Here is a 25,561-nt window from a genome sequence, read left to right as displayed (position 1 = left end):
TATTGATGGCTATTGAATGGCAAACTGAGCGTCAGTATGACGAAATTTTATATGAAACGTACAATGGGATCGCAAAGATCACGATTAATCGTCCACATGTACATAACGCGTTTACACCAAAGACTGTGAGTGAATTAATTGATGCATTTTCACGTGCTCGTGATAATTCAAATGTTGGTGTAATCGTACTTGCAGGAGCTGGCGGCAAAGCATTCTGTTCTGGTGGAGATCAAAAAGTACGCGGCCATGGCGGCTATGTAGGAGACGATCAAATTCCGCGTCTAAATGTATTAGACTTACAGCGTTTGATTCGTGTGATTCCAAAACCGGTGATTGCAATGGTTGCTGGTTATGCAATCGGCGGCGGGCACGTTCTTCACGTTGTATGTGACCTGACAATTGCAGCAGATAATGCGATTTTTGGACAAACTGGTCCAAAAGTAGGCAGCTTTGATGCTGGTTATGGTTCAGGCTACCTTGCACGTATTGTTGGTCATAAGAAAGCGAGAGAAATCTGGTACTTATGCCGTCAATACAATGCACAAGAAGCGCTTGATATGGGACTTGTCAATACAGTTGTACCATTAGAGCAGCTTGAAGAAGAAACTGTGAAGTGGTGTGAGGAGATGCTAGAAAAGAGCCCGACTGCTTTACGATTCTTGAAGGCTGCATTTAATGCAGATACGGATGGATTAGCTGGAATTCAACAATTTGCAGGAGATGCGACACTTCTTTATTACACAACAGATGAAGCAAAAGAAGGACGCGATTCCTTTAAGGAAAAACGCAAGCCGGACTTCGGTCAGTTCCCGCGTTTCCCTTGATTCAATCATATCGATGAAAAACAGCTTAGTGCATCAGACTAAGCTGTTTTCTTTTAAGAAGAGGAGGTGTCATGATGAAGCAACCTAATTGGCTGCTGTACCGTGCTTATTTAACGCCAGAAAGAGTCGCGCTCATTTATCAGGATAAAAAGTGGACATTTCGCGATTTAGCTGATGAAGTAAATGAGCTTTCTAATAGACTTGCAGATGCATCATTGAAAAAAGGGGAAACGGTTGGGCTTTTGATGAACAATCAGCCTCAAATGGTGATGCTTGTTCATGCTTGTTTTTCATTAGGATTAAAAATCGTGCTATTGAACAATAAGTTAACAAAAGCTGAGAGGCGCTATCAGCTTGAAGATGCAAAAGCAGCCGCTTTATTAACTGAACCTGTTTATGCCAGTGATCATAAAGGTGATCTCCCCGTTTATACAATGGAGACTTTACCTGAAGCAGGTCAAGATAATGAAAAGAAAATCGAGAGCGAATTTGATTTGAATGAAACAGCGACCATCATGTATACATCTGGCACAACAGGACGCCCAAAAGGCGTGGAGCAAACGTTTGGCAATCATTTTCATAGTGCCATTTCCTCTGCACTAAATATGGGCATCAGAGAGGATGACCGCTGGCTTATTGCACTGCCTCTTTTTCATATTAGCGGGTTATCCGCTTTATTTAAGTCTGTGATCTATGGGATGACTGTCGTACTTCATGAGAAGTTTGATGTCGATGAAGTAAAGGATTCTATTGAACAGCATCGTGTGACGATGATATCTGTTGTTCAAACGATGTTATCCCGTTTATTAAGCAGACTGGAAGAATGCCCGTCTTCTTTGCGCTGTCTTTTATTAGGCGGAGGACCTGCGCCTTTTGCGATACTTCAAGAAAGCAAAGAGAAAGGCTTCCCTGTGTTTCAATCGTACGGTATGACGGAAACCTGTTCACAAATTGTGACCCTTGCGCCTGAATTTAGTGTAGAGAAGCTTGGATCAGCGGGAAAACCCCTTTTTGGGTGTGAGCTGAAAATTCAAGATGGTACACGCACTTGTCGTCCTTTTGAGCATGGCGAAATTATGGTGAAAGGGGCAAATGTCATGAAAGGGTACCTTTACCGTGAAGAAGCAACCACAGCTGCCTTTGATCAAGGCTGGCTGAAAACGGGTGATATTGGCTATGTGGATGAGGAAGGGTTCTTATTTGTGCTTGACCGCCGTTCAGATTTAATTATTTCTGGCGGTGAGAATATTTATCCTGCTGAAATTGAAGCGGTTCTGTTAACACATCCGCATGTAAAAGAAGCCGGAGTGACGGGTATGTATGATGATAGATGGGGAGAGGTACCGGCTGCCTTTCTTGTCACAGACCATAAGATACCGGAGAATGAGCTCTATGCTTTATGTGAGTCGCATTTAGCAAAATATAAATGGCCCGCCGCTTTTCACTTTGTGGACGAGCTGCCAAGAAATGCGTCGAATAAATTGCAGAGGCACAGACTCAGGATCAAAGGGGTTTTTAGATGATTCAAATTGAACGAGTGATTTTATATCATGTCACGATGAAGCTCAAGCAGCCATTTACAACAAGTCTTGGAACCATCTCAGAGCGTGAGTTTATTATTGTCGAGGTAAAAGATCAAACAGGATTGACTGGATGGGGAGAGGTGTCAGCCTTTTCTTCTCCATGGTATACAGAAGAAACCATTGAGACTTGCTATCATATGCTGAGAGCTTTCTTTATACCGAATGTACTGACACGCACCTTTACACACCCTTCAGAAATACCAGACAGCCTGTACCAATTTAAAGGTAATAGGATGGCGAAAGCGGGAATCGAAGCGGCTGTTTGGGATATTTATGCGAAGCGTGAGAATAAGTCGTTACGCGATGTATTAGGCGGCACCAAAGAGAGAATACCTTCTGGTGTTGTGGCGGGGTTAGGACCCATTGACGACATGCTGAAGCAAATTCAGCAATATGTTGACCAAGGCTATCAGCGTGTGAAGGTGAAAATTAAGCCGGGACAGGATATTGGACTTCTTAAAAAAATTAGAGAGTCTTTCCCTAACCTTCCATTAATGGCGGATGCAAACTCTGCTTATGAATTAAAGGATATTAGCAAGCTCAAGCAGCTCGATGACTTTCGTTTATTAATGATTGAACAACCATTAGCTGCAGATGATATCGTGGATCATCGCCATTTGCAAAAGCATTTAAAAACACCGATATGTTTGGATGAAAGTATTTGTTCTTTAGATGATGCTAGAAAAGCTGTAGAGCTTGGCAGCTGTCAAATTATTAATGTGAAGCCTTCACGAGTTGGGGGGCTGACAGAAGCCCTTAAAATCCATACATTCAGTAAGGAGCATCAAATTCCATTATGGTGCGGAGGGATGATTGAAACAGGCATTTCCCGCGCGCAGAACGTGGCACTTGCTTCCCTTCCTCAATTTACAATCCCAGGTGATATTTCAGCTTCATCAAAATATTGGGAGCAAGATATCATTTTTCCTGAAATCAAGGTTGAGAATGGTTTTATTGAGGTACCTCGTTCCCCAGGAATGGGCGTAGAAGTGGATTATCAAGCGCTTCGTTCTTTTTCAGATAAAATTGACGTGTTTACAAAACATGATTTTGTGATGTGAAAACGAGTGAATCACCTTTTGCACATCCAATAAAATCTATGTATAGTGAGAGAAAGTTTTTCCTTCCTGTCTCATCAAGAAAGAAAGAGCGGTGATCCGCTCTTTCTTACTCTTCTACAAGCTCGCTGTCGTAAGCAAGCTGTCCGATATAGTGATTCATTTCATTGGGCATGTCTGCTGCATGGCCATATTCATAATCCCAAAGGTTTAAAAAGGAGTGAGCAGCCTGATAAAATGCGGCTTCGTCCGCGTCATGAATTTCGTCAAAAAACGTTTGAAGCAGCCGATCGTGTTTCAATGTGAAGCGCCTCCTTTAATGAGACTTAAAGATCTTGTGGTTTAAACGTTTTACAATCCGTTTCTTCACTTTTTTCAGCCGTATTTCCTGTGTGGCTGACGACATAGATTGCATCTGCCCCACAGCGGTTTCCAGCATTCCAATAGGAACAGTTATTGACTTCACAAAGGATTTTTTGACTCATACAGATGACCTCCTTTTGAGTATGTCTTTCTTCTATAATGTAACCGAAATGAACCTCGTCCATTCATGTTAATCTTCCTGACGAATATAGCGCTTATCCTTCATAAACAATTTCCAGAAGAAATAGAACCCAGGGAATAAGATGATAAAACCTACTATATAGGTGATAAACAATGCTCTAAATGTGACAGGGTCTGTAAATCCAGACATGATTGTAATATCTGGATAGGCCATATAAGGCAAATGGGCACGTCCGTACACGTAGCTTGCTAAAAAATATTGAATGGTAATCGCAATGACAGCTAAACGGGGCCGGCCTTTCCGCTGCTTAAACCGGCTGTTTGGTAAAAATAGAGCCAGTCCTGCTAGCAAAAACATCAGGAGTGATACAAGAAGAATAGGAATGTTCTGCATCATTTTTGTGAACAGCCAATTGGCCTCGCTTCTTAATGTCAGCATGATAAAAAAGGCCATCAAGAGTGAAAGCGGACCCGTAATGAGAGCCCCTCTTCTATAAATGCTGTAAGCTTCATCTTCATCAGCCACATTCGAGAAATCAGCTAAAAGCAAAGACGAAAGAAAAAGGGTGCTGAAAATGGCAAAGCCGACAAAAGAATAGACATTTGCACTCGTAAAGACCAGTCCAAGATCTAATGAGTAGACGTTGTTCTCCTGAAAGATAAATCCACCATGAGTAATCGGAAGAACCATGATCAGGATGGACGGAATGATAAAGCCGCTTATCCCTGAAATGTAAGTAACCGCTTTTCGGTATTTTTTAGGGAGTGAATGAGAAAACACGAGAAACCCGCTTCGCAGTGCAAGAAGTAACAATATGATGCTGCCGGGTATTAATAAAACGGTACCAAGTACAAAGGTCGCACCTGGAAACAAGCTAAACAATGCGACAACAATCGCCACAATGAAGACGTTTGTCACTTCCCATGTTGGAGAAAGATATTTATTTGCAATATTAGCGGCCTTTGTTTGTTCTCTATTCATATAAATCATCGACCAAAATCCTGCGCCGAAATCCATTGATGCCATCACTGCATAGATAAAAACGAATCCCCATAAGATGGTGATTGCAATGAGCGCATCAGTTGTAACATCCATTTGCATCTAGATCGCTCCTTTTTAAGATTCTGTTAACCGTAGGTCTTCTTCAATCGAATGTTTTCTAAAGTAGTACGTCAGTACAATAACGGTTGCTATGCCTAAGATGAGATAGACAATGGCAAAAAGGATAAAGAGCGTACCGATTGAACCGGATGATGTGACGACCTCTGAGGTTTTGAGCATTCGATAAATGACCCATGGCTGACGGCCTGTACATGCAAAGATCCAGCCGAACTCAATGGCCAAAAGACTAAGGGGCCCGCCGAATAAGTAAAGAAAAAGGAGCCACTTCGGATAATGTTCGCGTTTTAAAATTTTACGGTAAAGCAGTGCTAACACTGCAAACAAAATGAGGACTGAGCCAATGATAACCATGCCGTTAAATAATGTGTGAATAAATAAAGGCGGCCACTCGTCACGAGGGAAATCATTTAAGCCTTTGACCACCGTATCAAAGCTATTTCCTGCCAGAAAACTAAGCGCCCAAGGGATTTCAATTGCTCCTTTAATTTCCTGTGAATCGGCATCAGTAAAACCACCTATTGCAAGAGGCGCATGTGATTGTGTTTCAAATAAACCTTCAGCACCGGCTAACTTTTCAGGCTGATATTTATACAGAAGCTGAGCAGACTCATGACCATTTAAGGCCGTAAGAAATGAGAAAAGGCCTCCTACAATAAGTCCAAGAAAAAGGGCTTTTCGATGAAAAGTATAGAGTTTCTCATTCTTTCTTGTTTTGAGCATTTTAAAAGCGGCCACCGAAGCAATTACAAAAGCACCTGTTGTAAAAGCAGACAGCACGACATGTGTCGCAGTCACCACAAAGCTTGGATTGAAAAAGGCCTTCCAAGGCTCGATATTTGTAATCTCTCCATTGACCATTTGAAAGCCAGCAGGTGTTCCTTCAAACGCATGTACGTTTGTGATCAGAATCGCTGAAGCGGCTGCGCCAATCACGACAAAAATAACGGTAATGATGCGCATAGCAGGTGATAGGCGATCCGCTGCGTACACATAAATAGACATAAATAATGCTTCAATAAAGAACGCATAAATTTCAATCTGAAATGGCAGTGACATGACCTTTCCGATGACCTCCATAAAACCTGGCCATAGAAGAGCGAGCTGGGTACCAGCAATCGTGCCTGTTGGAATGGCGACACCTAACAAGACAGCCTGCGCTTTCGTCCACCGTTTGGCCATGACAGCATAGTGAGGATCCTTCGTTTTTTGGAAGATGAGTTCAGCTAACAAAATCATTAGCGGGATGCCGACGCCAAGCGAGGCATAAATAATATGAAAGCCCATGGTTGTGCCGAACAGGCTTCTAGCTAAAACGAGATCAGTCAATTTTTTCTCCGCCTTTCTTATCGCTTCTCTTTTTCATGATGTTATTATTCTCCACCATTTTTAGATTATTCTTCCTGACTAAGAAAGCTTGATTTTTGACAAGTTGTAAAAGAGGGAGTAAAATATAAATATAAAGCGTAATCATTACGTTTTGATAACGAAAGGAGTTTTGACATTGAAAAGAGATATTCATCCAACCTCACATGAAGTTGTATTTATGGACGTAAACAGCGGTTACCGCTTCTTGAGTAAATCGACAAAGACATCCAATGAGACAGTAGAATGGGAAGATGGGAAAACGTATCCTGTGATTAAAGTAGAAACAAGCTCTGATACGCATCCTTTTTATACAGGACGACAAAAATTCGGAGAAAAAGGCGGAAGAGCCGAGTTGTTTAAGAAAAAATATCAAATGTAATAAAAAGCACACCTACAATGGTGTGCTTTTTTGCAGCAAAAAACCCCGGATGATCACCCGAGGTTCTAGTAATTAATCATTTAAAGCGGTTTTTAAGGTCTTTAGATTTTGTTTCATTAAGCTGATGTAGCTTTCGCCATTTTTGGCATCATCTTCAGTAATAGATTCTAGATTTTTAAGTGTGAGGCTTTTTGCCCCAATTTCACTGCGGATTGTATCTGATACTTTGCTGCTGACGTTGTTTTCAAAAATCACATATTGAATGTGATGCTTTTCAGCTTTTTGTACAATGCTTTCGAGCTGCTTTTGTGAAGGCTCTTCAGAAGCGGATAATCCTAATACACTGATTTGCTCAATGCCATAGCGCTTTTCCCAATAACCGTAAGCTGCGTGAGAAACAAGGATTTCTTTATGTTTTGCTTTAGATAACGTTGTGTTGAACTCTTGATCTAGCGATTGCAAATCCTTTTTTAGTTTTTCATAGTTTTTTGTGTATTCGTCTTTATGATCTGGATCTAATGAAACGAGAGTGTCCTTAATGTTTTTCGCCATTTGCTGTGCATAAACTGGGTCTAACCATGCGTGAGGATCTTTATCTCCATGGTCGTGTTCATCATGGTCATGAGCTTCACTTTCATGGTCGTGATCATGGTCTTCGCCTTCTTCATGTGCATGCTCTTCTTTTGTCGATAACAATTTGATGCCTTCGGCTGCTTTGACTGTTTTCACGCCTTGGTCTTTTAACGTAGAAGCGGTTTTGTCAGCGAATGCTTCAGCTCCTGTACCGCTGTAGATGAAGGCGTCACCTTCAGCCATTTCAACCATCGTTTTTGAACTTGGTTCAAAGCTGTGTGCATCTGCATTGGCAGGGTACACACTTTGTGCATGAACGTGAGAACCGCCAATTTTTTCAGTGAAATCTTGGATCGGGAAGATCGTGGTGTAAATGGTTAGTTTCCCGTCTGCCTTTCCTTTTGAAGCATTTGTCCCCGTACTGCTTGAACAAGCGGCAAGACCGATCGCAAATAAAGCAGCTGTTAAAATATAAAAGATTTTTTTCATGTAGAAATGTCTCCTCTCAATCTATTAGATAGAAATGATTACGATTTAATGTCCTGAGTTATTGTATCGTAATAATTACGATTTGAAAAGAGGAAAATAAAAAAATTTCATCAGCAGATGTTTCCTTTAAAAAAATGCGCTGCAAAACGTGACGAAATTTCTCACATTGTGCTATATTTATTTTTAAAAAAGATAAAGGAATGGGCAAACGTATGAAACTTTTAGATGAAATCATCGAATATAATCAACAGTTTATTGAAGAAAAGAAATACGAAGAATTTACAACAACGAAGTTTCCACAGAAAAAAGCTGTCATTCTGTCATGTATGGATACAAGACTTGTCGAGCTGCTTCCGCGTGCAATGAACATGAAAAATGGAGATATCAAGATCGTTAAAAGTGCTGGTGCTCTTGTTTCTCATCCATTTGGAAGTATTATGCGAAGCATTTTAGTGGCTGTTTACGAATTAAATGCTGACGAGGTTTATGTCATTGGGCATCATGATTGCGGTATGAGCAAAATAGACAGTCAAACACTTTTAAACAAAGCCATTGAGCGTGGTATTCCAGAAAAGCGTATTGAAGTACTGGAATACTCAGGAATCGACTTTAAACAGTGGCTCAAAAGCTTTAGTTCTGTTGAAGAGAGCGTGAAGGACAGTGTGTCCGTTGTAAAAAATCACCCGCTTCTTCCATCAGATGTGCCTGTGCACGGTCTTGTCATTGATCCTGGAACAGGCAAGCTTGACTTAGTCGTCAACGGATATGAAGAAAAATAAGTTATTTTTCCTTTTTCGGCGGGACAGGATCGATGCCGCCAGGGTGGAGCGGATGACATTTTAAAATCCGTTTGATGGTGAGCCAGCCGCCTTTTAAAGCGCCATGCGTTTTGATCGCCTCTAGCCCATAGTTTGAGCATGTTGGGTAAAACCGGCAGCTAGGCGGTGTAAGAGGGGAAATACATTTTTGATAAAAGCGTATGATGCCGATAAAAATTTGTTTCATAGAGGTTCCTCCTTGTCTGTCTTTCACAGTATAAGAAAAAAGGACAAGGAAGGAAAGTTTTATAAACTAAGCTGGTCGGAGAAATATGTTATAATATAGGAAATTGCAATTATAGGAGTGGTGATTATGCCTTCAGTTGAAAGCTTTGAACTTGATCATAATGCTGTAAAAGCGCCATACGTTCGTCATTGCGGCGTTCATAAAGTGGGATCAGATGGGGAAGTAAATAAATTTGATATTCGTTTTTGTCAGCCTAACAAGCAGGCGATGAAACCTGATACGATTCATACATTAGAGCATTTACTTGCGTTTAACATTAGAACACACTCAGAGAAATACGATCATTTTGATATCATTGATATTTCTCCAATGGGCTGCCAGACAGGCTACTATTTAGTGGTCAGTGGTGCACCTACTCCAAAAGAGATCGTTGAACTTCTTGATGCAACATTCAAGGATGCAGTTGAGGTAACAGAGATTCCTGCTGCAAACGAAGAGCAATGCGGCCAAGCGAAGCTTCATGACCTTGAAGGGGCAAAACGTTTGATGCGTTTCTGGCTTTCTCAAGATCAAGAAGAGCTTCTAAAAGTATTTGGTTAATAGATCATAAACCGGACATGTTGATGTCCGGTTTTTTGAATTCGATCATGAGATGTCAAAATAGGGGATATTTGTTAAAATGGACATGTCAGTAAAAGAAGGGGGAAACTCGGGATGCGAAAAATGTTGGGAATGATTTTGATGCTCATGTTACTAAGTGCATGTGGGAACTCTGCAGCAAATAGCGGCAAAGGGGAGGTGCCTGAGCTATTAGAAGTGAAGCTTACAGGACCTGAGCAAGTGGAGAAAAATGAAAGCGTTATAGTAAAAGCAGCTGTCACATATGGTGATACCCCTGTTGATGATGCAGACGATGTTCAATTTGAAGTGTGGAAAGATGGTGACAAAGATAACAGCAAGATGATTCAGCCAAAGAAAGAGAACAAAGGTGTATATGAATTGCATACAGCCTTTAAAAAAGATGGCCTTTATATCATACAAGTCCATGTGACAGCTAAACAGCAGCATAATATGCCGAAGACGAACATCCACGTAGGTGATGTGAAAAAAGAGAGTTCATCTACTGAAGCAGAAACCTCACATCATTAAGTGCGATTTATTTAGGGTTAGGACGTTGGTTTGGTTCAGCATCCTGTGGTGAATCGATTTTATGCTTATATTCATAAGCCTTCGATGTTGTCCACAGTGATAAAAAGACAACGATTGAGATAATGATAAAGCTGATAATCCCAAGTAACAGCATCTAACTCCCTCCTTATTTCCATATTAACATATATTTCATGCAGTCAAAATAGAAGAAATTCATGGCAGGTTTCAGTATAATAGGAAAAGGGTATTCTCATACTATAAACGCAATTACATAAGGAGGAATGAACATGTCTGAAAAATTATTAAACGTCGTCAATAAACAAGTAGCTGATTGGACTGTGCTTTACGTGAAATTACATAACTATCATTGGTACGTAAAGGGAAAAGACTTCTTTACACTCCATGAGAAATTTGAGGAACTTTATACAGAAACAGCGACATACATTGATGATTTGGCTGAGCGTATGCTTGCGTTAAATGGACAGCCTGTTGCGACAATGAAAGAATGCTTAGAAATTTCTAGCATTCAAGAAGCTGAAGGCAATGAATCAGCGGAGCAAATGGTGAAAAATCTATATGATGATTTCTCCAATATCGCAGAGGAATTAAAGCAAGGAATGGAGCTGGCTGGAGAAGTTGGCGATGAAACAACAGGTGATATGCTGCTTGCGATACATCAATCTATTGAGAAACACAACTGGATGCTTAAAGCATTTTTAGGATAATACGAATGTGAAAGGAATGTCGATCATAAGATCGGCATTCTTTTTTGATGGATTTGTGACAGACAGCCCATTGAAATCATAGGGCTTTCAGCCGAAGAGAAAAGAGAAGGGAGGGGAGAAGATGTCTTCCATTGCAGGAATGATGAGTCAGCAAGTCGCGAGCATTCAAAGAACACTCAATATTAGTTTGTTGAATTCACAGCTTGCTACGAATACAGCACAAGCTATGGTCATGTTGGATCAAGTTCAGCAGCAGCCTCAAGCTGTTCAGCCAAAGGATTCAGACGCTCGCTTTATTGATGTCAGAGTCTAAGAATGGAAGCCGCCGCACAAGGCGGCTTTTTTTCTTGTCATCACTCTGTCTGATTTAAAAGACGACGCCTTTATTTTTTGTCGTCCAAGCTATTGCGAGGATCCGGCATATACTATTGAGGTAAGGAGTTCCACTTTGAAAGGATGTTGATGCCATGTGAGCAAGGATTTAGGCATCTTTTCGTTGTTTACAGTCAGTTTGTCAGCGATGGGCTTTCTGTTTGGTGGAGCAGGATATTTACTGATGATATTAGTGACACTGATGGCCATCGAATTAATTTGTTCAAGCCTAAGAGAATCTTTGACTGGGCAGCTCACAATGAAACGTTTTTTTACACGGCTTGTTCGAAAGATTGTGACGGTCTCCTTAATATCGATGGCGCATTTCTTCGATGTCATGCTGAAGACAAATGGGATGATTAAGGATTTAGCGATCATCTTTTATATTATTTATGAATCTTACCAAATCGTCTCGACAGCCAATGCCCTCGGAATTCCCATTCCACAGTTGTTTATTGATGTGTTGGACATGTTGAAAAATAAATTACGCAAAAAGCCGTAATTTCTTCATATCTGGTCATACTAAAGGAAAAAGGATGAATCAGATGGCGAGACACACATATTATGTATCTGTACAGGATGGGTCGATATCGCAGCATAGAGATGCGGCGGCTTGGCAATTTCAAATAGAAGCAGATGATGATCAAATTTTGCAGCTGAGAGACTATTTCGATGAACAGTATATGACAGATTGGAAAGGCTTCTTTCGAGCGCATGTTCCGTTTCTAGAATATCATTATGACAGTCCGAATGATGAAATGGATCGAAAAAGACAAGAGATTTACTCAATGATTTATGAGCTCGGGAATGAAGAGACAAAGAACTTTATTGAAACAAATGGATTAATGAATTGAAAAAGCATGTAGAGATTTTCTACATGCTTTATTTTCGCGGTTGTAAGATGCCTCCGATCAGGTCACTAAGCCCGCCTTTATTCTCTTGCTGTGATGTCTGTGAATTAGTGAAATCATGAGAAGAGCTCTGGCTTTGAGGCTTGTAGCGGTTATCATCTAAACCAACCCGTAAGCCAGATGTGCGCTCAGATGGCTGGATAATGACAATTTGGTCTTGTTCTTGAAACTCAAATAAGTAGGATTCACCAGATGTTTGTCCAATGAAGGTTTTCCAGTTCACATCTAATTTGACCTTCGGTGCTTTGCCTGTCCAAGCGACAATGGCGTCAGGATCTACACGGCAGGGGGCTTTTAAAATGAGCGGGTTTCCATTCGTTTTAATGGCGACCTGCGCTCCGTGGCCTTGATAGGAGAGCTTTGATGTAAACAGTCCTTTCTGTGATAAAATACCAACGCCTACTGGTGTCACGCCGTAATGACACTCCTCAGTAAAGGCAAGTAGATCTTCACTTTCTACACTTACATGCTGCCAAGGACCGCTCGGCTCAAGATTAATCACTGTCACGTGCTCGCTGGAATCAGCTAAATAACAAGTACCTTGTCCACTCACTTCCATCACCTCAAGGTTTTCACCTGTCAATTTTCTGCTGATGTGGTTAAATACTTGACTGACCATATTTCCTTTATTTGTCCCGAGTAGTCGTTTGCGGTATTGAAACGTTCCTTGATCGGCAATCATTGCGCCTTTTTTCGCAAAAAAGATTCCGCTGCCTTCTGCTTGTAAAGTGAGTTCTTCTATCGTGTTGAAATGAAATCCCATTGGTGCCGGCTCCTTTCCTGCGTCAAGATGTGAATCCGTAGATGCGGCATAAGTCATTTAAATCTAACGTAGTTCCTTGCCCAGTCGCGATAATTTCCCATTCGTCCTCATCTCTTATGAGTTCAGCGCAAATGATGGAGGTACAATACGAATAATCTTCTGTTAATTGAAAGGTACAAATCTCTTGTTGCGAGATTTGATCAGTAAGATGCACGTAGGCGTTGGTCACTTGTCCAAAATGATGCTTGCGCTCGTGTGCATCATGTATTGTGGCTGTTACGACGATTTTATGAATATCAGGTGAGACTCTGCTTAATTGCATAATGATCATTTCATTGTCTCGATACCCGCCGCCAAATTGATGATCACCTAGATGACGAACAGCCCCGTCTAAGCTTTGCTGCTGATGATAATAGATCAGATGGCTTGGAGACAACAGCTTGTCCTCTTCATTTAAGAGAAACACTTGCGTATCTAAATCAATTGGCTGGCCAGCCAGATCCCAGCCAAGCCCGATATGAATTTGGTCGATATTTGGATTGTCTTTTGTTAAATCTAGCTTTTGTCCTTTGATGAGGTGTTTCTTGATCACCTCATGAGGTGCGTCTTCTTTCTCATTTTTCCTGAGCGGAAGCGCTTGATCTTTCTCTTGTTTTGACCCATTTGTTATACTCATGCTGTTTTCCTCCTCGTCGTGATAGGACAAACCCTTATTGATTTACGTCATCAAGGGATAAAAGGTTTCATGATTAAAATTGGATGAAGTTGGAGATGATAAAAAGGTTTTAGCAACAATAACCTCATTTTAAATACAGACGAGATGAAACCACTCGTTTGTTTCACTTTTGATAAAAATTCTTCAGAGAAATGTGATCTGTGGTATGATGTTTTACAAGAAGCAAGGACAGGATATGAGGGATTTCACATGCATGTATTTAAAGACTATTATCATAATACGGTCAAGCTCTCCTTTGAAGAGAAGCCTTTTTCAAGTCATCCAAAGCATGTTTGGGCCATCTGCCGCTACCAGGGAAAATGGCTGCTCACTGAACATGAGGATCGGGGCTATGAGTTTCCAGGAGGGAAAGTTGAGCCAAATGAAGAAGCAGACCAAGCCGCTATACGTGAGATTCAAGAAGAGACGGGTGCTGTTGTTCGTGAATTAACGTATATTGGCCAATATCAGGTGCTAGGCAGAGAAAAGGTCATCGTAAAGAATATTTATTTCGCTGATATTGAAAGGCTAGTGAAGCAGGACACGTATTTTGAAACGAAAGGACCTGTTCTTTTCGCAGACTTGCCAAGATCCATCGCAAAAAATAAGAATTTCAGTTTTATTATGAAAGATGATGTGCTAAGACAAAGTCTTGCTTATTTAGAAAAGAACGGTTTGATTCGTTAAAAAAAGCGCAGGGAGACCATCCCTGTGCTTTTTTTATTTTTGGAGAAAACGGCGTTCGAGCCATTCCACAAGCTGGTACATGATGGTAGCAAACACAGCAATAATGAAAAGACTTAAGAACACGAGTGTAAAGTTGAAGACTTGAAAGCCGTAAATAATCATGTAGCCGAGCCCTTTTGAGGATACAAGAAATTCCCCTACAATGACCCCAACCCAAGAAAGACCGACATTGACTTTGATTGCAGAAATCATCGTTGGAATACTGGCTGGCAACATGACCTCACGAAAGACGACGCCTTTTTTCGCGCCAAAGGTTTTCATCACCTTTAAATAATTCTCATCGACCTCTTGAAAGGCAGTGTAAATGACGATCGTTGTAATAATCACACTAATGATCGCACCCATCGCGACGATGCTGATCATGCCAGGACCAAGGGCAACAATTAAAATGGGGGCGAGGGCAACTTTCGGCATGGCATTTAAAATGACTAAATAAGGATCAAGAACGTTTGCTAATCGGGTGGACCACCATAAGGCGGCAGCGAGCAAAATGCCGCAAAAGGTACCAAGTAGAAAACCGAGCACCGTTTCAAATAACGTAATACTCATATGATTTACTAAAGAACCATCTGATATTTTTTGCACAAATAATTGGCAGACCGCAGATGGTGAACTGAAAATCAGCGGATCGATGAGCCTGAAATGACTGGCAAGCTCCCAAAGCGAAAAGAAGCTGGCGAATATGATGAACTGATAGATACGTGTGATACGTTTTTCCATTCGGTATTTTTTGCGATAGGCTTCATGTAAAAGGTCACTGTGTTTCAACTGTTTTCAGCTCCTTCCAAATCGTTTGAAAGAGCTCTTGGAAACGCGGGGTCTGTCTCGCTTCGAAAGGAGAGAGAGCCCTTATATCGTCTGGTACGCTAAAGATTCGCTGGATAGAGCCTGGATGCTTTGAGAATAAGAAAATGCGGTCACTCATCGCAATGGCTTCGCCGATGTCATGTGTCACAAGGACTGCTGTTTTTTGATAGTTTTTTAATGTGTGAAAGACGAGATCTTCTAATGTCAGTTTGGTTTGGTAGTCTAGCGCTGAAAATGGCTCATCTAGTAAAAGCAGACCGGGATCAACTGCAAGCGTTCGGGCGAGAGCCGCACGCTGCCTCATTCCGCCAGACAGCTCCTTAGGATATTTTTCCTCTACTTCATGCAGTCCAAACTTTGGCAGTAAATCAAGGGCAGCTGAGGTGGCCTCATGTGAATCTTGTTTCGCAATTTTTAACCCGAGAATCACATTTTCCTTGATGGTTTTCCAAGGAAACAAATAATCTTGCTGGAGCATATAGCCGATTTGATGCTCCTTTTGATTTGGTTCTTTTCCTTCGATTAAAATTCGACCTTCAGAGGGCGGCGTAATGCCTGCGATGATAGACAGCAAGGTGGTTTTTCCGCAGCCGCTGGGACCAATAAATGAGATGAATTCACCTTGGTCTATCTCCATATTGATGTGCTGTATAGCCGTTGTTTTTTCTTTTAAAGAGAAGTACGTGTGGGTCACATGGTCAATTTGAAGGAAAGACATGTGCTACCTCCTATTCTATTTGTGATCTGTGACCTTCTTTGCAATGGATGAATCGACAAGTTGTTTGTACGGGATAAATTCCGGCAATTCACCGCTCTCCTTCATGATTTCCTGCAATTTGTTCCATTCCTCTTCATTCAGAAGGGGATCTGTTGCATAGGAATCTTGCTGTTTGTAGCGTTTGATGGCAGTTGATAAGACATCAAGATCTGTATCAGGAAAATGAGATTGAATGGCCTTTGCGATCTCCTCAGGCTGCTTGGCTTCTACCCATTTCTGCGCTTTGTAAATGGCTCGGGTGAAGGCTTCAGCTGTCTCTTTGTTTTCCTCTAAGTAACTCTTCTTTGCCATGAAGGTAGTATATGGCACTTTGCCAGAAGCTTCTCCAAAGGAGGCGGTAATGTACCCTTTACCTTCTTTTTCAAGTAAGGAAGCGGTCGGTTCGAATAACTGCACAAAATCGCCAGTTCCAGAGGAGAACGCACCTGAAATGTTGGCAAAATCAATATTTTGAATCATGCGAAGATCCTTTTTTAAATCAATGCCTTCCTTTTTCAAGACATATTCACCGACCATTTGCGGCATGCCGCCTTTCCGCTGTCCTAAGAAGTCTTTTCCTTTTAATTGATCCCAAGAGAATTGGTTTATTTCCTCCCTTGAAACAAGAAATGTGCCGTCTGTTTGTGTCAGCTGTGCAAAGTTCATGACAGAGTCCTTTGTGTCTTGAGCCTCTACATAGATAGAGGATTCAGACCCGGTCAGGGCGATATCAGCACCGCCTGATAAGAGAGCTGTCATCGTTTTATCACCGCCCCAAGTGGTTTTCAGTTCAACCTCCAAGCCTTCTTCTATGAAGAAATCCTCTGATAAGGCGACATATAGCGGAGCATAAAAGACCGAATGGGTCACCTCGGCTACTTGTACGGTCTGCTCTTGTTCTTTTTTACAGGCGACAAATGGAATAAAGAGCAGGACCACGACGATGAATGCCAGTCTGACTTTGATGGAACGATTCAAGAGTAATTCGCCTCCTTTGTTCTAGATCACTATTAAAGTATGTGAAAAGGGATTTTTGGTGAGTGCCTAGATGAAAATAAGAAGCGCATTGTTTATTTATAGAACGCGTCTTTTTTTCTATACTAGGGGAATGAATGCTTTCTTGAATTTGGCAGAAATAAAGGAGCGGTTTCGTGTATAAAGTGAGTTGGGTATTTGTTGGATGGTATTTAGTAGGTCTTATCTTAATGGTCTTTTTTGAAGTGCCAGCATGGCTTCAGTTTGCAAACGGAATCTTTCTTGTACTGTATGCCTGCTGCGTCATAGAGATTGGGCGACATATTTATGGCTCATGGGGGCTTGTGATCAAAAGGGCAGCCATTGTTGGGGTGCTTACATTTACGGTTGAGTGGGTAGGTATCACAACGGGGTTTCCATTCGGGGCCTATGACTATTATCCGACATTAGGTTTTCTAGTGGCAGGGGTGCCCTTAACCATTGCGTTTGCATGGGTTGGCGTGTTTTTAAACAGCCTTTTTTTATCCAGTCAGCAGTCAAAGTGGAGACGAGCCGTCGAAACGGGGATATGGATTGTCTTGCTTGACCTCATATTAGATCCAGTAGCAGCTGAGCGGAAGTTTTGGGTGTGGTATGACGGCGGTGGGTTTTATGGTATTCCTTTTGAGAATTTTATGAGCTGGGGTATGATTGGAGCAGGACTTTCATTTCTTTTCCCGCTTGTTTCAATTGATCAAAAGGCACTCAGCTGGACGAGCCGTATTTATCAGGCGATGGTGTTCTTTTTTGGTCTTTTGGCATTAGAGGGCGGACTCGATGTCATTTTTTATTTAGCACTGATCATTGTCATTTTGTGTGAAGGAAGGGTTCGATTTGAAAGAAAGCGACAAAAGCCGATCGTTTAGACGTATATTTTTACTTTATCTTGAGCGGTATTTACTCCATAAGCATTTCCGCTGTGTGATGATGAAAGGCTCGGTGGACCCGAAGGAGAAGCTGCCTGTTCTTTATCTCGCCAATCATAGCTCATGGTGGGATGGACTGATCATTTTTCTTTTAACAGAAAAAGCGTCTGAACTTGATCACTACATGATGATGGAAGAGAAGCAGCTGAAGCAATATGCTTTTTTCCGTAAGCTTGGAGCGTTTCCGGTTCATAAAGAGAACCTGAAAAGTGTCAAACAAGCATTGATGACAGCAAGAGAGAACATGCAGGCTGGCGGGGCTGTATGGCTTTTTCCACAGGGGAAAATTATGCATCAGGATATGCGGCCGCTTGAACTGGAAGGAGGGGCTTCTTTTTTAGTGAAGCAATTTGAGCAGGTCGTGGTGAAGCCTGTGACCTTGCAGTATACATTTAATCAATTTCAAAAGCCGACAGTTTCTGTTGTGTTCGGCGAAGATGCCTTAGTATCTGGCGGGGCACTACGAAGCAAGGACGTGACGCGTATGCTTGGAGATCTGCTTGAAACGCAGTTAAACCGACATCAAGCGCAGGTCATCGCTGATCCTGATTTTTCATTAAACGAAGAATTTAAACAGATGACAAGGACAAGTCAGTCAACAAGTGATGCGTTTGATTCTTTTAAAAAGTGGGTGAAAACATGGCGCTCTTCTTAACCGTGATCAGTGTACTGCTGCTTTGTCAGTTTATGTTCACCATATGGAATATGAAGCAGTTTCCCGTGATAAAGTACGCTTCTTTTTCGCCAGATGAACCCATTTCGTTATCGATACTGATTCCGGCTAGAAATGAGGAGAAGCGGATAGAAGCCTGTCTTCAGTCGATCGTTGATCAACGTCTTTATCCGAAAGAGCTCATTGTTCTTGATGATCATTCGACAGATCAGACAAGAGCGATTGTGGAGCGCTTTGCAGAAGCGTATCCGTGGATTCGTGTCCAGTCAGGCCAAGCGTTAAAGCAAGGCTGGCTAGGTAAATCATTTGCCTGTTCTCAGCTCGCTGAGGCAGCAGCTTCTGATTGGCTGCTATTTTTAGATGCGGATGTCCGGTTAAAAAGAGGGGCAATTGAAGCAGTGTATCAGCAGGTATGCACGCAAAATACGGGCATGCTGTCAGGCTTCCCAGAACAAAAAACAGGTACATTCTTTGAGCATCTTGTGGTTCCCATGATGATGTTTACCATAGGCTGTCATCTGCCAGTGAAGTGGGTAAGGAATTCAAGGAACCCCGCTTTTGCCGCAGCACATGGAGGCTTTATTGCCATTGAAAAGAATTGCTATCACGACATCGGCGGGCATGAAGCGATTAAGAATTCGCTAGTGGATGATATGGCCTTGGCTAGACGAGTGAAGGAAAAAGGCTTTCCGTTCACACTTGCAAGCATTCATCCATTTGTGTATATGAGAATGTATGAGAGTGGACAAGAGGTTTGGGAAGGCTACCGGAAAAATTTGTTCCCAGGAGTCAATCGAAGCATTGCTTTATTAAGCAGTGTCTTTTGTTTATACACCCTGCTTTATTTGGCTCCTGTCATTTGTTTGATGATGGCATTGCTGCAGCTTGATGTGCTCAGTATATGCATAGCCATTCTTTGCTATGGGATGGGTGTGTCGATCAAAGCGGCAATTGATATCGAGAACGGGAGAACATCTGCAATGGCCTTTTTATTGCCGGTCAGCATTTTAAGTTTGATCGCCATTGGCCTTGCTTCTATGAAAATCGCGCTGAAAAAAGAAGGGTATGAATGGAAAGGGAGAAGGTACGAATGAAAAAAGTGATCATCATCGGAGGCGGGCTTGGCGGATTATCAGCAGCGATCCGCTTGCAGTCACGAGGGGTTCAGGTCACCATATTAGAAAAAGAAGCGGCTTTAGGCGGGAAATTGCAGCGCCATCAGGGAGCTGGCTACTCTTTTGATCTAGGACCGAGTACCATTACAATGAAGTCATACTTTGAGGAAGTGTTTGCTTCCTGTCATAGACGGATGGAGGATTATGTCACATTTTATCCGATTTCTCCTCTGACCAAAAACGTTTTTTCAGATGGACATACGGTCGAATTTACGCCCAATTTTGAGCAAATGGAATCTCAAATTGCAGCATTCAGTCCTGAAGATGCGAAGCAATACCGTGCATTTTTACAGGAATCAAAGATGCTTTTTCAAAAGGCTGAGGAGCAGTTTTTAAATCGTTTGTTATTGACGTGGAAGGATAAGGCGGATGTAAAGCTCATGAAAGCACTTCTCTCAGTCAAACCGTTTACAACCGTTCAACGCCTGCTGCGTCAATATTTCCGTCATCCGCATACTTTGGCGATGTTTGGACGGTATGCTACATACATCGGCTCTTCTCCCTATGAGGCACCGGCTATTTTTAATATGATGGCGTATTTAGAAGGGGAGAAAGGGATTTATGGAATAAAGGGCGGTACATATCGTTTAGTTGAAGCATTTGAGACTTTGGCAAAGGAATTAGGCGTACAGATTCACCTCAATGAACAAGTCAACAAGATTCATGTGAAGGACCGGCGAATCAAAGGAGTAGAGACGGCTCAGCAGATGTATGAAGCAGATCAAGTCATTGCAGGGGCGGACGCGCTGACTGTTTACCGCCATCTGATTGATGAAAAAGACCGCCCGAGCTTTTTAAATCAAAAGCTGGCTAATATTGAACCGTCATTATCTGGCTTTGTTCTCTTATTAGGTGTACCTAAAGTCTATGAACAGCTGTCCCATCACAATGTGTTTTTCCCAGAGAATTATGAGCAAGAATTCAAAGATATTTTTCAGAAAAAACAACTGCCTCAGGATCCAACGCTTTACATATGTTATTCAGGTCATTCAGAACCAGCTTTAAGCGGAGGACAGGGAAGAAGCAACCTTTTTGTACTGACGAATGCGCCTTATGTGACAAAAGAGCAAGATTGGGGCATGCTAAAGGAGACATACCCGCAGCATTTGAAAACAAAATTAAAGGAAAAGGGTCTCTTTGATATGGATGAGGTTGCCGAATATGAAGCGGTTCAAACTCCGCTTGATCTGCAGCAGAAAACAGGAGCATATCATGGCGCCATTTATGGCATGTCTTCCAACTCGTTCAAGCAGGCGTTCTTCCGAATCAATAATCAGTCAAAGGACATTGAAGGGCTTTGGTTTGTTGGAGGAACAACTCATCCAGGCGGCGGCACGCCGATGGTGACAAAATCAGGCCAGCTCGTCGCAGAAGCGATCATTTTAAGCACTTGACGTAAGAACAGATGAAAAGGAGAGAAATCAAGTGATTGTGGAAAAAAGAAGGTTTCCGTCCCCCCATCCGCATATTCACTTATTTACAGTGACCTATGAGGCAGATGGGCTTCGGATCAAAGGGCTGCTCGCTGAACCGGCCGGAGAAGGTTTCTATGACGGCTTTTTGTATTTACGAGGCGGCATTAAAAATGTGGGGATGGTGAGACCAGGCCGGATTGTGCAATTTGCAGCGCAGGGCTTTGTCGTATTTGCTCCCTTTTACCGAGGAAATCAGGGAGGCGAAGGGAACGAAGATTTTGCCGGAGAGGACCGGAAAGATGCTTTTGCTGCCTTTCAATTGTTAAAGCACCACAAAAAGGTGAAGCAGGATCGTATTCATATCTTTGGTTTTTCGCGCGGAGGGATTATGGGCATTTGGACCGCTGTTGAAATGAAACAAGAGGCGGCTTCCTTTGTGACATGGGGAGGCGTCAGTGATATGAAGCTCACCTACGAAGAGCGTGTGGATATGAGAAGAATGATGAAGCGTGTGATTGGCGGTCCCCCGCACAAGGTGCCAGAGGCCTATGAGGACAGAACGCCTTTAAATGATGTGGACAAAATTGAAGCGCCTGTTCTCATCATCCACGGAGAAGAGGATCAGAATGTATCGATTGAGCATGCGTATTTATTAGAAGATGCGCTGCGCCAGCACGGAAAGTCAGTGGAGACTTGGTATTTTCACGGATACAACCATTATTTCCCACCGCAGCATAATCGGGAAATTGTCAGAAGGCTGACGACATGGATGCACAGCCGGAAAAGCGGAAATGTGGTAAAATAAGCAGTATAACGAAATTTAGAAAGTAGGGGGATTTTCAATATGGGAATGCCTGTTGAATTTAATACAATGATTGTCACGAAGGGAAAAGAGACAAGAATTGAAGAAAATGTATTTGAGCTCATGAAGGAAGGGTACCGCATTTATCCATTAAATATTCCGCTTGAGGTGCGTAAAACGAAAGACGGAGAAAAAACAGGGACAGCACACGTTGAAAAGCTGGAGCTGACAGACAATGTGACAAAGGTTACTTACCGTCTCGTGTCATTACATTCAACGAACTAACAAAAAAAGCTGAGGGAATGATTCCCCTCAGCTTTTGCCATTTGATTATACGCGTGGTCCGCCTTTGGCTTCAATGTCACTTGCTGCGTGGCTGAATTTTTGGAAGTTCTTTTTAAATTCATTGGCAAGGAAGTGTGCTTTTTCTTGATAAGCCTCTTGGTCATCCCATGTTTTAGAAGGTTGAAGCACTTCATCTGGTACGCCAGGAATATGAAGCGGGATGTGTAATCCAAAGATGTCATCAGTGATCATTTCGGCGTTGTCGAGGTCACCTTCGATCGCTGCCTGCACCATTGCTCTTGTATGCGCTAGGTTCATGCGTTTGCCTGTACCATAGCCTCCGCCAGTCCAGCCTGTATTCACAAGGAATACTTTTGCGCCGTGCTCATCAATTTTTTTGCCAAGCATTTCAGCATAGACGTGAGCTGGAAGCGGCAAGAACGGTGAACCGAAGCAAGTAGAGAATGTCGTTTCTGGTGATGTGACACCGCGTTCAGTTCCTGCTAATTTACTTGTGTAACCGCTCAAGAAATGGTACATCGCCTGTTCCTTTGTTAAACGGCTGATTGGAGGTAAAACGCCAAATGCATCAGCTGTTAAGAAGACAATGGCAGAAGGATGTCCTGCGATACTTGGCTTCACGATGTTATCAATCATTTCGATTGGGTAAGCAGCGCGTGTGTTTTCAGTGAAGAATGTGTCATCATAATCCGCTTCACGTGTTTCTTCATCAAGCACAACATTTTCAAGAACTGATCCGAAGCTGATGGCTTTGTAGATTTGCGGTTCTTTTTCTTCGCTTAAGTTCACACATTTCGCATAGCATCCGCCCTCAATATTGAAGACTCCTGAGCCAGACCAGCCGTGTTCATCGTCACCGATCAGCTTGCGGCTTGCGCTTGCAGAAAGCGTCGTTTTCCCAGTACCTGAAAGGCCGAAGAATAATGCGACATCGCCTTCTTGACCGACGTTTGCTGAGCAGTGCATGGATAAAATATCTTGCTCAGGAAGCAGGTAATTCATGACAGAGAAAATGGACTTTTTCATCTCTCCTGCATATTCTGTACCACCGATCAGAATGGTGCGTTTTTCAAAAGAAACGATAATAAACGTTTCAGAGTTTGTGCCATCTGTTTCAGGATCTGCTTTAAAGTGCGGTGCAGATAAGATGGTGAACGGTTTTTCGTTTGAAGAAGGTGTGGATCCGTCAGGTCTGATGAACAGCTGCTTTGCAAAGAGATTGTGCCATGCAAATTCGTTTACCACTGTAATTGGCATACGGTATCTTTCATCAGCGCCGGCAAATCCTTCAAAGACGAATAGTTCATCACGTTCTTTTAAGTATGACACAACCTTTGTATATAAACGGTCAAATGCTTCTTTAGAGATCGGCTGGTTGACTTGACCCCAATCAATTTTATGTTCAGAGCTTTCTTCTTTGACGATAAATTTATCTTTAGGCGAACGTCCTGTGTAGGCACCAGTTGTAGCGCGGACAGCTCCTGTTGATGTTAAGACGCCTTCATCACGTGCCAAAATCTTTTCAACAAGTTTCGGAACAGATAAATTTTGGTGCGTATTTTCTAATGAGAACAATGACTGCAAATCTTCTTTTAAATCCACTGAGTTCATAAAAAAACCCTTCCTTTACCGTTGAATTTGTTTGTTTCGATTAGTATAACACATTGATAATAATAGTCTATACTATTTAAATATTTTTGTGTGTGTTTTTTCATTTCTGCTATGAAAATATGCTTTTTGGTGATGCTAAGGGTGAGGTAAAAAAAGAGGGGAGATAATTCTGATGAAGCATTGACATGATGCAAGGGTTTGAGATAAGATATCTTATTGAACGGATACTCTTATCCCGAGTTGGTGGAGGGACAGGCCCGATGAAGCCCAGCAACCGGTTTCTTGTGAAAAAGGCATGAATATGCTGAGAAACCAAGGTGCTAACCTGATGCAAGGTACAAGAACACCTTGAGCGATAAGAGTGAAAGGCATGCGATCTCAGACCCTTTCCTCGCAATGAAGGAAATGGTTTTTTTATTTTTGGGATATCATATGAACAAATTGCCAATAACATCTCTAATAGAAACGTTTTCAAATATAAGAGGGAACGAGTTCCGTATCATATTGGAGGCCTCATCTTGGGATGATGTGGTCTTGTACAGGAGGAAATAGCCATTATGAGTCAAAATCGTCGTTTATTTACTTCAGAATCAGTAACAGAAGGACATCCGGATAAAATCTGTGATCAAATTTCAGACAGCATTTTGGATGAAATTTTAAAGAAAGATCCAAATGCACGTGTTGCCTGTGAAACTTCTGTTACAACGGGTCTCGTATTAGTAAGCGGTGAAATTACAACGTCTACTTATGTCGATATTCCAAAGACGGTGCGTGACACGATTAAGGAAATTGGCTACACACGTGCGAAATATGGTTTTGATGCGGAAACATGTGCAGTGCTCACATCCATTGATGAACAGTCTGCTGATATTGCGCAAGGTGTAGACAAAGCGCTTGAAGCACGTGAAGGAACAATGACTGAAGAAGAAATTGATGCGATCGGTGCAGGTGACCAAGGATTGATGTTTGGTTTTGCCAACAACGAAACCGAAGAGCTCATGCCGCTGCCGATTTCACTAGCGCATAAATTATCTCTGCGTTTAACAGAAGTGCGCAAGGATCAAACACTTGCCTATCTTCGTCCAGACGGAAAAACACAAGTAACAGTAGAATATGATGAGCAAAATAAACCTGTTCGTATTGACACAGTGGTTATTTCTACGCAGCATGCACCAGAAGTGACGCTTGAACAAATTCAAAGCGACTTAAAAGAGCATGTCATCCGCCCTGTGGTTCCAAGCGAACTCATTGACGAAGAGACAAAATATTTTATTAACCCAACAGGCCGTTTCGTCATCGGTGGACCTCAAGGAGATGCTGGTTTAACTGGACGTAAAATCATCGTTGATACGTATGGCGGGTACGCTCGTCATGGCGGCGGTGCTTTCTCTGGGAAGGACGCAACAAAGGTTGACCGTTCTGCGGCATACGCTGCTCGTTACGTAGCGAAAAACATCGTAGCTGCCGGTCTTGCAGATTCTTGTGAAGTACAACTTGCTTATGCAATTGGTGTTGCACAGCCTGTATCGATTTCAATTGATACATTCGGAACAGGAAAAGCTTCTGAAGAAAAATTAATTGAAGTGGTTCGTGCGAACTTTGATCTTCGTCCAGCTGGCATTATTAAAATGCTTGACCTGCGTCGTCCGATCTATAAACAAACAGCTGCATACGGACATTTCGGCCGTCATGATTTAGATCTTCCGTGGGAAAAAACGGATAAAGCCGATACACTTCGTAAAGAAGCATTAGGACAATAACAACATAGAAAACCGCTTATTTTAAGCGGT

At 42.2% G+C, this 25,561-nt stretch carries 32 protein-coding genes and 1 riboswitch; of the genes, 19 read left to right on the top strand and 13 right to left on the bottom strand.

The genetic code is table 11. From position 1 onward, the window contains the following. Positions 1-5: 5 nt before the first annotated feature. The 3 genes from menB to menC all read left to right on the top strand — a co-directional run bounded on the left by menB (position 6) and on the right by menC (position 3,468). Positions 6-824, top strand: a complete 819-nt coding sequence (gene menB, locus C6Y06_RS13170; protein WP_034665273.1) for a 1,4-dihydroxy-2-naphthoyl-CoA synthase — start codon at positions 6-8, stop codon at positions 822-824. Positions 825-895: 71 nt separating this feature from the next. Next, positions 896-2,347: an o-succinylbenzoate--CoA ligase gene (locus C6Y06_RS13165; protein WP_060597107.1), complete on the top strand. Its 1,452-nt coding sequence runs from the start codon at positions 896-898 to the stop codon at positions 2,345-2,347. Continuing rightward, a complete protein-coding gene (menC, locus tag C6Y06_RS13160; protein WP_106036999.1) occupies positions 2,344-3,468 on the top strand; it encodes an o-succinylbenzoate synthase in 1,125 nt (374 codons plus the stop codon). The genes C6Y06_RS13165 and menC overlap by 4 nt, the downstream gene beginning before the upstream one ends. A 106-nt stretch (positions 3,469-3,574) precedes the next feature. Here the strand turns inward: menC and C6Y06_RS13155 are convergent, their stop codons facing one another. The 4 genes from C6Y06_RS13155 to C6Y06_RS13140 all read right to left on the bottom strand — a co-directional run bounded on the left by C6Y06_RS13155 (position 3,575) and on the right by C6Y06_RS13140 (position 6,418). Then, positions 3,575-3,766, bottom strand: coding sequence for a hypothetical protein (locus tag C6Y06_RS13155; RefSeq protein WP_034665287.1), 192 nt, complete (start codon positions 3,764-3,766; stop codon positions 3,575-3,577). A 25-nt stretch (positions 3,767-3,791) separates the two neighbouring features. Continuing rightward, positions 3,792-3,950, bottom strand: coding sequence for a DUF1540 domain-containing protein (locus C6Y06_RS13150; RefSeq protein WP_008360682.1), 159 nt, complete (start codon positions 3,948-3,950; stop codon positions 3,792-3,794). A 68-nt stretch (positions 3,951-4,018) separates the two neighbouring features. Further along, a complete protein-coding gene (locus tag C6Y06_RS13145) occupies positions 4,019-5,065 on the bottom strand; it encodes a cytochrome d ubiquinol oxidase subunit II (RefSeq protein WP_181185487.1) in 1,047 nt (348 codons plus the stop codon). A 21-nt stretch (positions 5,066-5,086) separates the two neighbouring features. Continuing rightward, positions 5,087-6,418, bottom strand: coding sequence for a cytochrome ubiquinol oxidase subunit I (locus C6Y06_RS13140; protein WP_066030510.1), 1,332 nt, complete (start codon positions 6,416-6,418; stop codon positions 5,087-5,089). Positions 6,419-6,593: 175 nt separating this feature from the next. Between C6Y06_RS13140 and C6Y06_RS13130 the strand changes: the two genes are divergently transcribed. Further along, positions 6,594-6,836, top strand: a complete 243-nt coding sequence (locus C6Y06_RS13130; protein WP_034665302.1) for a type B 50S ribosomal protein L31 — start codon at positions 6,594-6,596, stop codon at positions 6,834-6,836. 72 nt (positions 6,837-6,908) lie between these two features. Here C6Y06_RS13130 and C6Y06_RS13125 read toward each other — a convergent pair whose 3' ends face one another. Next, complete coding sequence (locus C6Y06_RS13125; protein WP_106036998.1) at positions 6,909-7,898, bottom strand: metal ABC transporter substrate-binding protein; 990 nt, start codon at positions 7,896-7,898, stop codon at positions 6,909-6,911. Between the two features lie 212 nt (positions 7,899-8,110). Between C6Y06_RS13125 and C6Y06_RS13120 the strand changes: the two genes are divergently transcribed. Further along, positions 8,111-8,677 (top strand): beta-class carbonic anhydrase, encoded by a 567-nt coding sequence (locus tag C6Y06_RS13120; RefSeq protein ID WP_034665310.1) that lies wholly within the window; start codon positions 8,111-8,113, stop codon positions 8,675-8,677. A gap of 1 nt (position 8,678) precedes the next feature. On the opposite strand, the gene yidD is transcribed toward C6Y06_RS13120, so the two are convergent. Continuing rightward, positions 8,679-8,903, bottom strand: a complete 225-nt coding sequence (yidD, locus tag C6Y06_RS13115; protein ID WP_003217666.1) for a membrane protein insertion efficiency factor YidD — start codon at positions 8,901-8,903, stop codon at positions 8,679-8,681. A gap of 126 nt (positions 8,904-9,029) precedes the next feature. Here yidD and C6Y06_RS13110 point away from each other — a divergent pair, with 126 nt between their 5' ends. Continuing rightward, positions 9,030-9,503 carry an S-ribosylhomocysteine lyase gene (locus tag C6Y06_RS13110; protein WP_003217624.1) on the top strand — a complete coding sequence of 158 codons (474 nt, stop codon included), beginning with the start codon at positions 9,030-9,032 and terminating at the stop codon, positions 9,501-9,503. A gap of 114 nt (positions 9,504-9,617) precedes the next feature. Beyond that, complete coding sequence (locus C6Y06_RS13105; protein WP_034665315.1) at positions 9,618-10,052, top strand: FixH family protein; 435 nt, start codon at positions 9,618-9,620, stop codon at positions 10,050-10,052. A gap of 7 nt (positions 10,053-10,059) precedes the next feature. On the opposite strand, the gene ytzI is transcribed toward C6Y06_RS13105, so the two are convergent. Continuing rightward, positions 10,060-10,206: a YtzI protein gene (gene ytzI, locus C6Y06_RS13100; RefSeq protein ID WP_034665318.1), complete on the bottom strand. Its 147-nt coding sequence runs from the start codon at positions 10,204-10,206 to the stop codon at positions 10,060-10,062. 133 nt (positions 10,207-10,339) lie between these two features. Between ytzI and C6Y06_RS13095 the strand changes: the two genes are divergently transcribed. The 4 genes from C6Y06_RS13095 (at position 10,340) to C6Y06_RS13080 (ending at position 12,003) form a co-directional block, all read left to right on the top strand. Then, positions 10,340-10,777, top strand: coding sequence for a Dps family protein (locus tag C6Y06_RS13095; protein ID WP_003217576.1), 438 nt, complete (start codon positions 10,340-10,342; stop codon positions 10,775-10,777). Between the two features lie 121 nt (positions 10,778-10,898). After that, positions 10,899-11,090 carry a hypothetical protein gene (locus tag C6Y06_RS13090; protein ID WP_034665322.1) on the top strand — a complete coding sequence of 64 codons (192 nt, stop codon included), beginning with the start codon at positions 10,899-10,901 and terminating at the stop codon, positions 11,088-11,090. Between the two features lie 156 nt (positions 11,091-11,246). After that, positions 11,247-11,651, top strand: coding sequence for a phage holin family protein (locus tag C6Y06_RS13085; RefSeq protein WP_060597096.1), 405 nt, complete (start codon positions 11,247-11,249; stop codon positions 11,649-11,651). A gap of 43 nt (positions 11,652-11,694) precedes the next feature. Further along, positions 11,695-12,003 carry a hypothetical protein gene (locus C6Y06_RS13080; RefSeq protein ID WP_034665329.1) on the top strand — a complete coding sequence of 103 codons (309 nt, stop codon included), beginning with the start codon at positions 11,695-11,697 and terminating at the stop codon, positions 12,001-12,003. A gap of 28 nt (positions 12,004-12,031) precedes the next feature. On the opposite strand, the gene C6Y06_RS13075 is transcribed toward C6Y06_RS13080, so the two are convergent. Together C6Y06_RS13075 and C6Y06_RS13070 are read right to left on the bottom strand one after the other, a co-directional pair. Beyond that, the gene (locus C6Y06_RS13075) at positions 12,032-12,823 is read right to left on the bottom strand and encodes an AIM24 family protein (RefSeq protein WP_034665541.1); all 792 of its coding nucleotides are present in this window, start codon (positions 12,821-12,823) and stop codon (positions 12,032-12,034) included. A gap of 22 nt (positions 12,824-12,845) precedes the next feature. Then, on the bottom strand, positions 12,846-13,499 hold the full coding sequence (locus C6Y06_RS13070) for a TerD family protein (RefSeq protein WP_060597067.1): 654 nt from the start codon (positions 13,497-13,499) through the stop codon (positions 12,846-12,848). A gap of 249 nt (positions 13,500-13,748) precedes the next feature. Between C6Y06_RS13070 and ytkD the strand changes: the two genes are divergently transcribed. Next, the gene (ytkD, locus tag C6Y06_RS13065) at positions 13,749-14,225 is read left to right on the top strand and encodes an RNA deprotection pyrophosphohydrolase (protein ID WP_034665337.1); all 477 of its coding nucleotides are present in this window, start codon (positions 13,749-13,751) and stop codon (positions 14,223-14,225) included. Between the two features lie 33 nt (positions 14,226-14,258). Here the strand turns inward: ytkD and C6Y06_RS13060 are convergent, their stop codons facing one another. From C6Y06_RS13060 to C6Y06_RS13050, 3 genes are read right to left on the bottom strand one after another with little or no spacing between them, the layout of a single operon-like run. Beyond that, positions 14,259-15,005: an ABC transporter permease gene (locus C6Y06_RS13060; RefSeq protein ID WP_370876318.1), complete on the bottom strand. Its 747-nt coding sequence runs from the start codon at positions 15,003-15,005 to the stop codon at positions 14,259-14,261. Positions 15,006-15,039: 34 nt separating this feature from the next. Next, positions 15,040-15,810: an ABC transporter ATP-binding protein gene (locus tag C6Y06_RS13055; RefSeq protein ID WP_106036997.1), complete on the bottom strand. Its 771-nt coding sequence runs from the start codon at positions 15,808-15,810 to the stop codon at positions 15,040-15,042. Between the two features lie 15 nt (positions 15,811-15,825). Continuing rightward, positions 15,826-16,827, bottom strand: a complete 1,002-nt coding sequence (locus C6Y06_RS13050) for an ABC transporter substrate-binding protein (RefSeq protein WP_106036996.1) — start codon at positions 16,825-16,827, stop codon at positions 15,826-15,828. A 173-nt stretch (positions 16,828-17,000) separates the two neighbouring features. Between C6Y06_RS13050 and C6Y06_RS13045 the strand changes: the two genes are divergently transcribed. The 6 genes from C6Y06_RS13045 to C6Y06_RS13020 are packed head-to-tail and all read left to right on the top strand — an operon-like array spanning position 17,001 to position 22,139. Next, positions 17,001-17,729: a carotenoid biosynthesis protein gene (locus C6Y06_RS13045; RefSeq protein ID WP_106036995.1), complete on the top strand. Its 729-nt coding sequence runs from the start codon at positions 17,001-17,003 to the stop codon at positions 17,727-17,729. After that, entirely contained in the window at positions 17,698-18,444 is a 747-nt protein-coding gene (locus C6Y06_RS13040; protein WP_106036994.1) for a lysophospholipid acyltransferase family protein, read from the top strand. Before C6Y06_RS13045 ends, C6Y06_RS13040 begins: the two co-directional genes overlap by 32 nt. Continuing rightward, positions 18,429-19,556 carry a glycosyltransferase family 2 protein gene (locus C6Y06_RS13035; protein ID WP_106036993.1) on the top strand — a complete coding sequence of 376 codons (1,128 nt, stop codon included), beginning with the start codon at positions 18,429-18,431 and terminating at the stop codon, positions 19,554-19,556. The genes C6Y06_RS13040 and C6Y06_RS13035 overlap by 16 nt, the downstream gene beginning before the upstream one ends. Further along, positions 19,553-21,031, top strand: coding sequence for a phytoene desaturase family protein (locus tag C6Y06_RS13030; protein WP_060597061.1), 1,479 nt, complete (start codon positions 19,553-19,555; stop codon positions 21,029-21,031). The genes C6Y06_RS13035 and C6Y06_RS13030 overlap by 4 nt, the downstream gene beginning before the upstream one ends. A gap of 31 nt (positions 21,032-21,062) precedes the next feature. Next, positions 21,063-21,857: an alpha/beta hydrolase family protein gene (locus C6Y06_RS13025; RefSeq protein ID WP_060597060.1), complete on the top strand. Its 795-nt coding sequence runs from the start codon at positions 21,063-21,065 to the stop codon at positions 21,855-21,857. 39 nt (positions 21,858-21,896) lie between these two features. After that, positions 21,897-22,139 (top strand): DUF2584 domain-containing protein, encoded by a 243-nt coding sequence (locus C6Y06_RS13020; protein WP_003217584.1) that lies wholly within the window; start codon positions 21,897-21,899, stop codon positions 22,137-22,139. Between the two features lie 45 nt (positions 22,140-22,184). Here C6Y06_RS13020 and pckA read toward each other — a convergent pair whose 3' ends face one another. After that, positions 22,185-23,771: a phosphoenolpyruvate carboxykinase (ATP) gene (gene pckA / locus C6Y06_RS13015; RefSeq protein WP_060597059.1), complete on the bottom strand. Its 1,587-nt coding sequence runs from the start codon at positions 23,769-23,771 to the stop codon at positions 22,185-22,187. Positions 23,772-23,998: 227 nt separating this feature from the next. Continuing rightward, a riboswitch (SAM riboswitch) is annotated at positions 23,999-24,133 on the top strand. Positions 24,134-24,328: 195 nt separating this feature from the next. Here pckA and metK point away from each other — a divergent pair. Then, positions 24,329-25,531 carry a methionine adenosyltransferase gene (gene metK, locus C6Y06_RS13010; RefSeq protein WP_034665356.1) on the top strand — a complete coding sequence of 401 codons (1,203 nt, stop codon included), beginning with the start codon at positions 24,329-24,331 and terminating at the stop codon, positions 25,529-25,531. Positions 25,532-25,561 lie beyond the last annotated feature (30 nt).

The sequence above is a fragment of the Bacillus sp. MZGC1 genome (assembly GCF_002998605.1).
Taxonomy (GTDB): domain Bacteria; phylum Bacillota; class Bacilli; order Bacillales; family Bacillaceae; genus Bacillus.
This window is presented reverse-complemented; position numbering and strand designations above follow the sequence as displayed.